This is a genomic window from Acidovorax sp. PRC11, from assembly GCF_031844105.1.
Lineage (GTDB): Bacteria > Pseudomonadota > Gammaproteobacteria > Burkholderiales > Burkholderiaceae_C > Paracidovorax.
On record NZ_JAUZUQ010000016.1, the window covers coordinates 74,919 to 87,033 of the forward strand.

The following is a 12,115-nucleotide window of genomic DNA, read 5'->3' on the forward strand; positions in this document are numbered from 1 at the left end:
TTTTAGTTCTTCGGTGTGCCGGGGGCGGTCGGGCCCGCGGGCGCCGGGCCCGGGGTCAGCTGCAGCTCGGCGTCGCGCGCCTGCGGCGGCACCAGCAGCACGATCTCCACGCGGCGGTTCAGCGCGCGGCCCTCGGGCGTCGAGTTCGGCGCGATCGGGTCGCTCTCGGCGCGGCCTTCGGCCTTCAGGCGCGTGCCGTCGGTGATGGAGCGCTGCAGCATCGCCGACACGGCCTGTGCCCGCTCCTGCGACAGGTGCCAGTTGGACGGATAGCGCGCCGTGCGGATCGGCTGGTTGTCGGTGTAGCCGTTCACGACCACCTTGCCTGACACCTCGTTGAGCGCGGCGGCCACGCGCTGGATCACCGCCACGTAGCGCGGCTTCACCTCGGTGGAGGCTGGCTCGAACAGGCCGTCGCCGCGCAGCGTGACGATGCTGCGGTCCGGCTGGTCGCTGACTTCCACGAGGCCCTCGCGGATCTCGGGCTCCAGGAACTGGCGCAGCCGCGGCTTCGGCGGCGCGACGGCGGCCACCGTGGGCATCTTCGGCAGGCGGATGCCGTTGATGGCGGCGAACAGCTCGTCCGATTGCGACGCCAGCCGGTAGTTGAACCACAGGAAGATCAGGAACGCGATCAGCAGCGTCAGCGCCGCGGCCACCCAGAACGGCACCAGGCTCCACGGCGGCACCGCGGCGCGCTGCACGCCGCGCCAGTGCAGCGACAGCGCCCCGCTGCGGTCGCCGCGCGTGCTCTCGATCACCTGCAGCAGCCGCGCCTTCAGGCTCTCCAGCTGGCTGCGCCCGTTGTCGATGACGTGGTAGCGCCCCTCGAAGCCGAGCATCAGGCAGAAATACATCAGCTCGATCAGGTCGATGTGCTGGTGCGGCGTCTGCACGAGCTTCGACAGCAGCTGGAAGAACTTCTCGCCGCCCCAGGTTTCGTTGTGCAGCGCGACCAGCAGGCTGTACTGCGGCCACACCCCCGAGCCGCCCCAGGGCGTCTGCGCGGCCGCCTCGTCGATCGCGGTGCAGATGCAGTAGCGCGCGCCGATGATGGTCTCCATCGGCACGCCCGCGCCGCCGGCGCGGCTCTCGAACTGGCGGATGCATTCCAGCAGGTAGTGCTGGAATGCCGCCGGATCGGGATTGGTCGCCATGCGGCGGATCTGCGGGATCAGGTTGAGCAGCGTGTTGGCGGCGGCCACGAGCGGGTTGCCGCCGCTCACGATGTCGGGCAGGCCCGGGGCCTTGGGCTGCCCGGCGGCCGCACCGGGATCGCCCGGCGGCAGGGCCGCGGGCGCCGGCCCCGGCGAGGCTCCGAACTGGTCGGAGGCGAAGACGTTGGAGTTCTGCATGGACGTTGCCGCTTTCAGCGCCGGATGGCCCACATCTCGAGCTGCAGCTCAGGGAAGCCCCCCGAGACGTGCAGCGCCAGACCGCCGGAGTTCTGCAGCTGGCGCCACAGGTCGTGCCCCGTATCAAGCTCGAAATACGAATAGCCCGCGTGGTAGGGAATCTCGCGCGGAGCCACCGGCAGCGAGCGCAGCGGCACGCCGGGCAGGTGCAGGTTCACGAGGTCGCGGATGCGCTCCACCGGCCCCATCTTGATCTGCGTGGGGAAGTGCGCGCGCAGGAACTCCACGGCCGTCTGCGCATGCACGGCGAGCACGAAGTCGCAGCTGGTGAGCAGCTCGGTGCTGGGGATGAGCGCCACATGCACGCCGTACTGGCGCTCCTGCAGCTCGATCTGGATCGCGTTCTGCTCCAGCACCGACGACAGGCCACGCCGCAGCTCCAGCATCAGCGGCAGGAAGCAGCTGCGCAGGTCGTCGTGGTCGTACGTGGGCATGGCCGCCGGGCGGCGCTGCTCGCGCGTGAAGGTGGCCAGCTCGCCGGCCATCTTGAGCAGGTCGTCGAACAGCCGCTCGGGATGGATGGCGCGCACGCGCACCCAGTGCTCCACCGCGGGCTCCCAGCGGTTCAGGAACTGCAGCATCAGGAAATCGCCGACCTCGCCCACGCCGCCACGGCCGGGCTGGCTCAGGCGCTCCTCCAGCGCCGCGCCGCGCTGGCGCAGCAGGCCGAAGAGCTCGCGGCAGAAGACCGCCAGGCCCGAGATCTCCGAGTTGTTCACCACCGTGGGGATGAAGGACGGGTCCAGCATCACCGAGCCGTCGGCCCGGCGCTCCACCACCTGCGCGACCGGCAGGCTGACCCAGCCGTCGGTCACGTCCTGAGCGGCGCGCAGCGAGAGCTGGATCTTGCCGATCTGCACCTCGGCGGCCTGCGCGCCCACGTCGTTGACGTCCGGCACCTCGGCCACTTCGGCGGCATAGCGCACCGACGCGCCGCCGGCTCCGCCGAGCGTCACCTCGGCCCCGGCGCGGCGCCGCATCGGCAGGGCCAGGTGGATCACGGTGTCCTTCACGTCCTTGCCGATCGCGAGCGCGGCGGGCGCCTCGTCATGGCCCGGGCAGCTGAACGGCGTGCCGTCCGGCAGCACCCCCTCGGCCGACAGCAGCCCGACCTTGCCCAGGCCCAGCAGCTCGGTATCGAGCGCGAGCCGCGAGAACCCCCAGAAGAAGAACTGGGCGGGCAACGTGCGCGATTGCACGAGGAAATCGGTGAAACGGTCCTGTTGCTGGAAATGCTGGGGGCGGAGGAACATGCCCTCGGCCCAGACGACCTTGCGCTGCCAAACCATGATCGATGCGAGGCTTTCGTTCTTGTCGGTGTTGTTCTGTTAAGGGGCGGGCTGGATCTTCACGGCGTCCTTGCCCACCGTGATGCGGTAGAGCACGGGCTTGAGCCGCTCGGTCTCGCCCAGGCCCCACCAGCGGCGGCGCATCTCCACGGAGTTCGGCGCACCGGCCGTCGCGCGCCAGGTGCTGCGCTCCAGGTCGCGGTAGCCCGCGAACACGGCGAAGGTGCGCACGTCCGCGCTGCCCTTGCGCTCGATCGTGCGGCGCTCGCCGGGCTGCAGCAGGATTTCGTCGCGCCGCACGAAGTCGGCGCCCAATTGGGCTTCGTCCTTGTCCTGCAGGTCGAGGTAGCTCGCGCGGTCGAACGCCGCACCGGCACGCAGTTCGTAGATCCGCAGCAGGATCGGCTTGGGCGTGCCGTGCATGTCCGGGTTGATGCCCGGGTCCGCGGTGATCTCGAACACCGCGGGCGGCACGGCCGTCGGGGCTTCCTGCGGCCGGTTCAGGTTGCTGATCATTCCGCAGCCCGCCAGCAGCAGGCCGGCAGCCGTTGCGGCCACTGCCGTGCCGACCGATCCCTTCCGTACCATCGCATCCCGGTGCATAGTCGACTCCCTTCGATTCGGTGAAACATGCGGCGGCGGCGCGTCAGGCCCCGCCGTCCTCGCTGGCCGCGATCCACACGGCCAGCGCGCTGAAGTTGTCCTGGTACGACCGCGCCTGGGCGCGCACGGCCGCTTCCATCTGTTCCAGCCATTCCTGCGGGGACTGGCTGTGGCGCAGGGTGCTCTCCATCTGCTCGTCGTGCAGGCCTTCCCACAGGCCGTCCGAGCAGAGCAGGAACGCATCGCCCGCCGCCAGCTCGACCGGCCTCGGCAGCACCGTGGGAGGAATCTGCGACTCCGCCCCGATGGCACCGGCCAGCACGCTGCGGTTGGGCAGGCGGCGCGGGTCCTCGTTGCGGTACACGCCCGCATGCAGCAGCTGCTGCACCACGCTGTGGTCTTCGGTGATCTGCCGCACCTTCTGGTCGCGGAACCAGTACAGCCGCGAATCGCCCCAGTGGGCCCAGAGCGCGCGGCCGGTCTTGCGGTCGATGCACAGCAGCACCACGGTGGCGCTCATGTGCTTGCGCGAGATCGACAGCGGCTGCGCCCCCGCCACGGCATGCTCGGCCAGCGAGATCAGCGAGGCGAGGCCGGCCGGCGCGAACAGCGGGTTGTGGCCGAAGCCCTCCAGCACCGCGTTCACCGTGATGCGCGCGGCCAGGCCGCCGTGGCCGTGCCCGCCGGCACCATCGGCCAGCACGCAGCACAGCCCGCGGTGGCCCATGTCCACGAGGCCGAGGAAATCCTCGTTCACTTCCCGCGCCCCCTTGTCGGAGAGCGAGGCCGCCATGACCCGGAGCCGGAATTCGTCGCCTGCGATATGGAAGATCACGTCCGGGCCTTTGCCGCCGCCTCGGCGTTTTCGTAGGCCTCCAGGAAGGCCTGGCCGGAGAACGCGGCCAGATCGTCCTCGGCGCCGCGCCGGATCTCGGCGAAGCTGCGCTTGTACTCGTCCCACAGCGCCGCCTTGCGGCTGGTGGCCGACAGCATCCCGAACACGCCACCGGTCACGTCCGTGCGCTGCTCGAGCACCGAGGGATCGAAGCGCTCCAGCGCCTCCGCATAGGCCGCACGCAGGCCCGCCATCAGCGCCACCTGGTGCACGCGCAGATCGTCGTAGGCCTCTTCCATGGCGGGGATCGGCTTCATGAAACCGGGGAAGTTCTGCCCGATCATCTGCATCACCACGCCTTCGGACGTTGGCAGGAACTTCAGCGGGTTGTTGGCCCCGGAAGAGATCACCGTCACGCCCGCACGGAACTCGCGCTTGATCTCCGACCGCGCGGCCAGCAGATCGATCGTGCCCTGCACGGCCACCCGGAACGCCTCGCCGAAGGAGCGCATGAACTCCGGGCTGAGCCGCTGCGGCTCGACCTTCTTGGAGAGCACGCCAGCCCCTTCCAGGAAGGCGGCGATCAGCGACTGCAGCTCGGCGGGCGACGCCGCCTCCAGCTCCGGCAGCATGGGGGCGAGCGGCGAGCGTGCCGCCGTGGCGGTCTGCCCTGGCCATTCCCCTGCGGTGGCCGCCGGAGGCGGGACCGGCGCAGGAGCGGGCGTCGGCGCACCCACCGGCACCGCCGCTGGCGCGGCCGCTGGCGCGGGCAGCACCGGAGACGGTGCCGACGCCGATGGCGATGGCGATGGCCAGGCCCCGGAGAGCCCGCTTCCGCCAGACAGCATGCCGGAGCCTTCGAGGCCCAGCCCCCCGATCGGGAGCGCCTGCGCGTCCGGAGGGGGGAACGCGGCATCCTGGCCGGCACCGAGGGGCGCCGCCGCCGTCGGAGCCGGAACTGCAGCAGGCCAGTCGCCCTCCGCCTCGCCCGCAGGGCCGGCGGCATCCGCCACGGGCCCCGTGCCCACCATAGGCCAGTCCAGGCGATCCGCCGGGGCGGGCTCGGAGCCGAACGCGCCGAGGTCCAGCCCTTCCACGCGCAGCAACCCCTCCAGGGGCGCGGCCGGTGAGGCGGCGGCGGACGCCGGGCCCGCCATGGACGGCTCCGCGGCAGGCATCTGCGCGCCGGAAGGAGGCTGGGAGGCCATGGCCAGTCCGGCCGCCACCCCGCCCAGGGCGGGAGCCTGCGGCACCGGAAGCGGAGGCAGCGGCGCAGGGCCTTCCGGAGGCTTCATGGCCGGAGCCTCGTGCCCCCCTTCCGGCATCGGAACCCCCTTGGGCAGGCTGAATGACTGGGACAGGTCCGACCCCAGCGCGACCGCGCCGCGCTCCGGGTCGTGCAGCGCGGGCCCGGAAGCCCCGCCGAAGAGCCGCAGCGGGTCCAGCTCGCTGCGCGGGTCCAGCCCCTTGGGCAGACCGGCGTGCGAGGGGTTGTCCATGTCGTGCGCGAACTTCGTGCCGCTGGCCGGCAGCGACTGCAGCAGTTCGTCGTGGCGCAGGTTGGCGATCTCGCTCAGGCTCTTGCCCTGCAGGCCGCCGCCCCAGACGTCCTTCTTCTCCTCGCCCCGCCGCGGATCGGCCGCGAACAGGTCGAAATCCTCGGGAATCACCAGCGCACGCGGGCCTGCCGCGGGCTTGGAGGCCGCGGGCACCGGGGCGCCCAGGGGCGCGCCCGGTGCACCTGGAGCGACCGGCACGCTCCACGGCGAGGCGGCCTGGGCCGGCGTGCCGGACACACCGGCGCCCGGATCCATCGGCAGCGCTCCGGCACCAGCCGGTGCTGCCGGCGGCACCGCGGGCAGTACGGCGGGCGGCAAGGCTTCAGCGGGAGCGAAAGAGGGGAGTGCCGGTTCCGGAATGCCCGTCGGCGCCACGCCGGACAGCAATGACAGCCCGGTGGTCGGCACGGGCATGGCGCCCGGGCCGGAGGCGGCCGGGGCCACCGCGGGCTGCGGCGCGCGGACGGGCGCGGGGCTGGCCGGCGACTCCACCCGCCCCAGCATCGCGAAGGGGTTGTTGTCGTCTTCCGCCGCCGGGAAGGTCTCCACGGGGCTCTGCGGCGGTCGGCCAGCCACGGGCTGCCCGGGGCTTGCGGGCGGCGCCTCGAAAAGGACAGAGGGCTGCGGAACGTGGGCGGCTGGCGCGGCGCCCTCCGGCAGGTCCCCCACGGCGGGAAGGGCCGGCGGAAGCCCCCCCGCCGCCGGGACTGGTGCGGGAGCCGCCACCGGGTGGCCCGCCTGGGCAGGAACCGGAGCCGGGGCATCGGCCGGAGCGGCCACCGGAGACGGGGACGGAGAGGGGGACGGCGCCGGCACGGGCGCCACGAACGGCGCGCCCGGCACGACGGAGTACAGCGTGTACGGCCCGATCCGGACCTCGTCGCCGACCGCCAGCTTCACCTCCTCGCCGGATCGGACCTCCTCACCGGCCACGAAGATCGAGCGGCGCTCGCAGAGGTTGGCGATGTACGCGGCCTCGGATTCCATGCGCACCATCGCATGCACGCGCGCCACTCCGGCATCGGTGTCGGGCAGCACGAGCTTGTTCTGCCCGCCGCGGCCGATCGTGCCGCCCGCCACTCCGAACACCGCCGCCCAGAGGCGGCCCACCTCGCCGTCGGCCTGCCGCACGACCCTGAGTTCGACCTTATCCATGTTGGTTGCAGCCCGCGCGGCTCATGGCGTCTTCTTGGCGGGCGCGGCGCGCTTGCTGCGCGCAGCGGCGGCGGCCGCCGCGGCACGCGCGGCGAGGAACTCCTTGCCCCAGACCGGATGCCCCTTCTCGACGTCGCTCAGCTGGAAGTTCGGATCGAGCTGCAGCGCAGACTCGAACGTCTGGCGGCACTGGCGCAGCCGTCCGGAGGCGCAATGGCTGAAAGCGATGAACTTGTAGGCCTTGATCTGCGAAGCGACCGGCAGCTCGGGCGCCGTGCTCAGCGGCGTCAGCGCCGCGATGGCCTCGTCATAGCGGCCGTCGGTGTAGACGTCGACCGCCTGCGACAGGGCCTCTTCCTTCAGAGCGGCCGGGTCCTTCTGCTTCGCGGCATCCTTCCCGTCCGCCGCACCCGCTTCGGCCGCCGCCTGCCCGTTGCCCGCACCTTCGCCCGCCGGCGGCGTCTGGCATCCCCCGAGCAGCACGCCTGCCAGGCAGGCCACCCCAATGAGCTTCGTCGTAGTTCCCATGCTCTCCTCGTCAAAATGGCAGGTGGCCGTCCGGCCTGCGGCCAGGGGCCGCCGTCTGCTGATCGTCCATGCACCGTCCGCCGCGCGCCAGGCCTGGGCACGGCAGGCGGGCCGTCATTCGAATTTGTGGGTCAGGATCACGGATTCGCCCTTGCGCACCTGCACCATCCGGGTCACCGTCTGGGAAGCCGGATTGGACAGTTCGATGCGGTGGAAGCCCTCCGCCAGCGTCAGTTGCGTCAGCGGCGGCGTCGTGCCGGCAGGAATGCGGTCCACGGTCACGTTGCCCCAGGGCATGACGCGCAGGATCACGCGCCCGGTGTTTTCCGCGTCGCGCGTGGCGGTGCGCTGTGCGCGGCCCGCATCGTCCGCCGCCGCGGTGGACGCCGCGGCCGCGGGGCCCGATGGAGCGGCCTGTGCAGCCTGCACGGGCGGCGCGGGCACGGCGACCGGGGCACTGGCGCGCGCCGCGGGTTCCGGGGGGGCCGCCGCCACGGGAGCCGAGACCGCGGCCCCCGGGGTGGATGCCGGGGCCGCCGGACCGTCCGCGGGAACGGCGGCCGTCTGCAGGGATTGCGCGGTCAGGCGGGTCAGGGCCTCCTCGGCCTGCATCCGGTGCACGCCGTTCGGGAAGGCGCTCAGATAGGCCTGCACGGATTCCACGGTATTGATGCGCGATGCCAGCTCCCACTGGCTGGCCTCCTGCACCGCCATCCGCTCGCGGGCGGCCGCTTCGCTGGACGCCTGCACGGTCCACCAGACCCCGCCGATGAGCACCACCGCCAGCAGCGCCAGCACGGGGACCAGCCATGCCGGGCGGCGGCCGGATGCGCCCCGTCCAGCGGCGGGAGCGGCCGCCGCGGCTCGCCGCGGCTTCGACGACGCGCCGGACTCGAAGGCACGGCCCCCCGGCGTGGAATGCGCCTGCGGCACGGACCCATGGGCCACGGGGTCCGCAGGCGCCGGTGCGGGCATCGGAGGCTCGACCCTGGCGACGGGAGGCTCCGGCAGGGGTGCCGGCCGGGTGGAGGCAAAGCCGCGTGCGGCGGCATCGGCCTGTGCACCGGCACCGGCACCGTCGGCCGGCGGCTGCGGCAGATGGGAGGGGATGATGGACGCCACCGCCTCCATGGGACGCAGCGTGGACGCGGCCTCGGCCGAAGCAGGATCGGCACCGGCCCCGGCGGCGCGCACGGCCACTTCGGCACCGGCCGCAGCCGCTGCCGCGTGCGGCCAGGAAATCGTCACGGTCTTCAGGCCCAGCTGCTGGCGCAGCTCGGCGATGGTCTGCGGCCGGTCCTGCGGCTTCACGGCGAGGGCGCTCTGCACCCCCTGCAGGAAGCGCGCGCTGAAGCCGGGGCAGTTCTCGGGGGTGAGCGCGATCAGCGGATCATTGATCATCCGCGCCACCGACGTGGCGGGGGGGCGCCCCGTGATCGCCTGGTAGAGCACGGCGCCCAGCTGGTAGATGTCGGTCCATGCGCCCTGGGGCATGGCCCCGTCGTCCACGTACTGCTCGATCGGCGCGAAGCCGGGCTTGAGCACCATCGTGAGCGCCTGCGTCATGTCGCCGATGATGCGGCGGGCGGCACCGAAATCGAGCAGCACCGGCATGCCCGATTCCTGCAGGAAGATGTTGTCGGGGGCGATGTCGCGGTGGTAGCAGTCGGCCGCGTGCAGCATCTCCAGCACGTCCAGGATGGGCACGAGCACGGCCGACAGCCAGGCCTCGTCCATCACGGGCTGCTGCGCCAGGAACGAGCGGAACGTCTGGCCCTCGTAGTACTGCATGACCATGTAGGCCGTGCCGTTGGCTTCGAAGAAGCGGTAGACGTGCACCAGGGCCGGATGGGAGAACTTGGCCAGCAGGCGGGCTTCGTTGATGAAGCTGCGCAGGCCCGCGTCGAATGCGCCGCGGTGCTGCGAGCGCACGTGCACCTCGCTGCCGTCCTTGCGCCCCGCCAGGGTGGCGGGCATGTACTCCTTGATCGCCACGATGCGATCCAGGCTCAGGTCGCGCGCCTTGTAGACGATCCCGAACCCGCCCTCGCCCACGACGTCGCTCAGCCGGTACTCTCCGACCTGCACGCCGGGGCCTAGGCAGTTCGCCGAGCCACTGAAATCCTTCTGCATGGGTTCACGCTTCCAAGCACCGCGGCAGGCGGCGCGACCGTCGCCGGGCACCGGGATCCAGCCCGTCCGGAGCTTCCGGTTCCTGCACGTCGCGCACCAGTGTCAAACGCATCACTCCCGGCCGGCTGTTTCTACTCTGTATGGAGATGGCGGCGAATTGCCACGCCATCCGCCGTGTTTGTGCATTCCTGCCCGGGCACCCCAGACGAGGCCTCCACGGGAAGGGGCCAAGTGTAACGGTAACATGTGACACGTCTTCGATATCCCGCAGCACGTCGAGAAAAAAGACAAATTGTTTCCTTTGTTTCCCGCCGCTGGACAATGTTGAAATCTGGGGTATTTCCAAATGCACGGGAGCGCACCTATGATCGCCGGCGCAACTAGGCATTCGGAGAAGCTCGGCCTGCGGCGCATTCGCGCAACCCTCGGGAGGGGGGAAGCGTTGGGCGATTATGGCAATTGGCCCTCCGAGAAAAGCCCCGTTCGTGAGGAGCCGTCATACCGCATCGACAGCCACGCGGCTCCATTTCATCTTCCACAGCGCACAACGCGCAGTCATTAAAAAGGAAACATTCCATGTCCGTCGATATGTTCATGAAGGTTGAAGGTGCCAGCGGCGAGTCGCAAGACTCCAACCACAAGAGCTGGACCGACATCCGCTCCTTCAGCTGGGGCGCGACCCAGCCCAACTCGATGGCCACGGGCAGCGGCGCAGGCGCGGGCAAGGTCACGTTCCACGACCTGAGCATCGTGGCCAAGATGGACAAGGCCTACCCGGCCGTGCTCAAGCACTGCTCGACCGGCAAGCACCTCGGCCAGGTCGAAATCTCGATGTGCAAGGCCGGCGGCACGCAGATCGAATTCGGCAAGATCACGCTGACCGACGTGCTGGTCACGAGCGTGACGGTGAGCGGCACCGACGGCAGCGACGCCGTTCTGGTGAATTACGCATTCCAGGCCGCCAAGGTCAAGACCCAATACTGGGAGCAGACGAACCAGGGCGGCAAGGGCGCGGAAAGCTCGGCCGGCTGGAACGTCAAGGAAAACAAGGAAGCCTGATTCTTTCGGCTTCTCCGAAAGCCGGGGCCTTCGCAAGGCTCCGGCTTTTTTATTGCATGCATAAATAAAAAGCGTTGCATCTGCTTGAATGCGCAGTACGCCGTTTCAAAGATGCAACATCCAGCGATCCGGCATACAGGGACCGGCGGATATCCGGGCGCCTCCCAGGATATCGACGTTCCGCGTACTCCATGCCTGCCGCCTTCGTATGCATGCTGATTTTGCATTTTCGAGCATACGTGGGCGGCCGATTACTCCACAGAGCCATCCATGCCAGAACAAATAGACTATGCGTTCCTGAGCGCCCTTGAAGGGGGCTCGCAAACCACCGGCTATGTACCGGCGGCGAATGTCAGCAAGAGCGGCGTGACGATCGCGACCGGGTTCGATCTGGGCCAGCGGTCGGAAAGCGACCTGAAGGCCCTGGGCCTGGCCAGCACGCTGGTCGCGAAACTCAAGCCCTACCTGGATGCCAAGGGCGCCGAGGCCAAGAAGCTGATCGAGAAAACCCCGCTGACGATCACCGCCGCGGAAGCCGAGTCGATCGACAAGGCGGTCAAGGCCGGCCACGTCTCCAGCCTGAAGCTGAAGTACGACTCCGCTTCCACGAAATCCTTCGTCGATCTGCCGGAGCAGGCGCAGACCGTCATCGCCTCGGTGTCGTTCCAGTATGGTGTCAACCTCGACGCCGCCACGCCCAAGTTCTGGAAGGCCGTGACCACACAGGACTGGACCGAAGCCGTCAAGATATTGAAGAGCTTCGGGGATGCCTACCCTACCCGGCGCGGCAAGGAAGCCGCCCTGCTGGAGAAAATCAAATGAAGCGATGGATCGCCCTTGCCTCCGCGGTGCTCGCCGCGGGAACCCTGCACGCCGCCGCCGGACAAGCGCCTGCCGTGCGCATCGCCAACCCGGAACTGCTGGCGGCATTGCAGGCCCCCGAGGCAGCGCTGCAGGCTGCGCGCACGCCGCTCGCCTTCGAAGGAGGCGCGTCGGCCAGCAACTGCCACGAGTACGCCGACCTGATGCAGAAAGGCCCACCCGCCGAGTCGGCGCGCAACTTCGAGATCCGCAGCGAGTACCTGCTGTGCGATGCCCTGCGCCTCACGGCGGGCAAGCCCTTCGCCGCGGAGAAACCCAAGGCCGCCGGCCGCCAGGCGAAAGCGCTCTACGAACGACTCGACCTGCGCACGTTCCCGTCGTCGCTGCACCAGCGTGCGGACGAGAAGAAGCACACGCTGAAGACGCTCCTGCCGGGCACGCCCGAATACGACGGAGGCGCCGTGGCGGTGGACACCCCGGACCAGCGCTTCCGCCTGGAAGTGGTGGGCACCGTCGACCAGGGCCGCGGCAAAAAACCCGACTGGATCGTCTGGGTGTCCGACGAGTCCAAGACCGGCAGCTACCGCGGCTACAGCACCATCGTCGTGCACCCGCCGCGCACCGCCTCGGGCCCGTACACGGCGGCGGATCCGACACGCCCCTGAGCGGCTGCTCGGCCCCGCCGGGCGGCCATGCGGCGGGGAGCAGACCGGGAGC

The 12,115-nt window shown here is 70.3% G+C and carries 10 protein-coding genes; 3 read left to right on the forward strand and 7 right to left on the reverse strand.

Going from position 1 to position 12,115, the window contains the following annotated elements; translation table 11 throughout:
* Window positions 1-2 precede the first annotated feature (2 nt).
* From Q9R47_RS17680 to Q9R47_RS17710, 7 genes are all read right to left on the reverse strand, one after another.
* Window positions 3-1,355, reverse strand: a complete 1,353-nt coding sequence (locus Q9R47_RS17680; RefSeq protein ID WP_311234494.1) for a DotU family type VI secretion system protein — start codon at window positions 1,353-1,355, stop codon at window positions 3-5.
* Window positions 1,356-1,369: 14 nt separating this feature from the next.
* Window positions 1,370-2,704: a type VI secretion system baseplate subunit TssK gene (tssK, locus tag Q9R47_RS17685; RefSeq protein ID WP_311234495.1), complete on the reverse strand. Its 1,335-nt coding sequence runs from the start codon at window positions 2,702-2,704 to the stop codon at window positions 1,370-1,372.
* 39 nt (window positions 2,705-2,743) lie between these two features.
* On the reverse strand, window positions 2,744-3,307 hold the full coding sequence (tssJ, locus tag Q9R47_RS17690) for a type VI secretion system lipoprotein TssJ (RefSeq protein ID WP_311234496.1): 564 nt from the start codon (window positions 3,305-3,307) through the stop codon (window positions 2,744-2,746).
* 43 nt (window positions 3,308-3,350) lie between these two features.
* Window positions 3,351-4,142, reverse strand: coding sequence for a protein phosphatase 2C domain-containing protein (locus Q9R47_RS17695; protein WP_311234497.1), 792 nt, complete (start codon window positions 4,140-4,142; stop codon window positions 3,351-3,353).
* Window positions 4,139-6,856 (reverse strand): type VI secretion system-associated FHA domain protein TagH, encoded by a 2,718-nt coding sequence (gene tagH / locus Q9R47_RS17700; RefSeq protein ID WP_311234498.1) that lies wholly within the window; start codon window positions 6,854-6,856, stop codon window positions 4,139-4,141. The genes Q9R47_RS17695 and tagH overlap by 4 nt, the downstream gene beginning before the upstream one ends.
* Window positions 6,857-6,877: 21 nt before the next feature.
* Window positions 6,878-7,384 (reverse strand): TssQ family T6SS-associated lipoprotein, encoded by a 507-nt coding sequence (locus Q9R47_RS17705; protein WP_311234499.1) that lies wholly within the window; start codon window positions 7,382-7,384, stop codon window positions 6,878-6,880.
* A gap of 114 nt (window positions 7,385-7,498) precedes the next feature.
* Window positions 7,499-9,517 (reverse strand): serine/threonine-protein kinase, encoded by a 2,019-nt coding sequence (locus Q9R47_RS17710; RefSeq protein WP_311234500.1) that lies wholly within the window; start codon window positions 9,515-9,517, stop codon window positions 7,499-7,501.
* A gap of 576 nt (window positions 9,518-10,093) precedes the next feature.
* Here Q9R47_RS17710 and Q9R47_RS17715 point away from each other — a divergent pair.
* The 3 genes from Q9R47_RS17715 to Q9R47_RS17725 all read left to right on the forward strand — a co-directional run bounded on the left by Q9R47_RS17715 (window position 10,094) and on the right by Q9R47_RS17725 (window position 12,063).
* Window positions 10,094-10,576, forward strand: a complete 483-nt coding sequence (locus Q9R47_RS17715) for a type VI secretion system tube protein Hcp (RefSeq protein WP_311234501.1) — start codon at window positions 10,094-10,096, stop codon at window positions 10,574-10,576.
* A 270-nt stretch (window positions 10,577-10,846) separates the two neighbouring features.
* Entirely contained in the window at window positions 10,847-11,398 is a 552-nt protein-coding gene (locus tag Q9R47_RS17720; protein ID WP_311234502.1) for a pesticin C-terminus-like muramidase, read from the forward strand.
* Entirely contained in the window at window positions 11,395-12,063 is a 669-nt protein-coding gene (locus Q9R47_RS17725; protein WP_311234503.1) for a hypothetical protein, read from the forward strand. The genes Q9R47_RS17720 and Q9R47_RS17725 overlap by 4 nt, the downstream gene beginning before the upstream one ends.
* The last annotated feature ends 52 nt before the right edge of the window (window positions 12,064-12,115 follow it).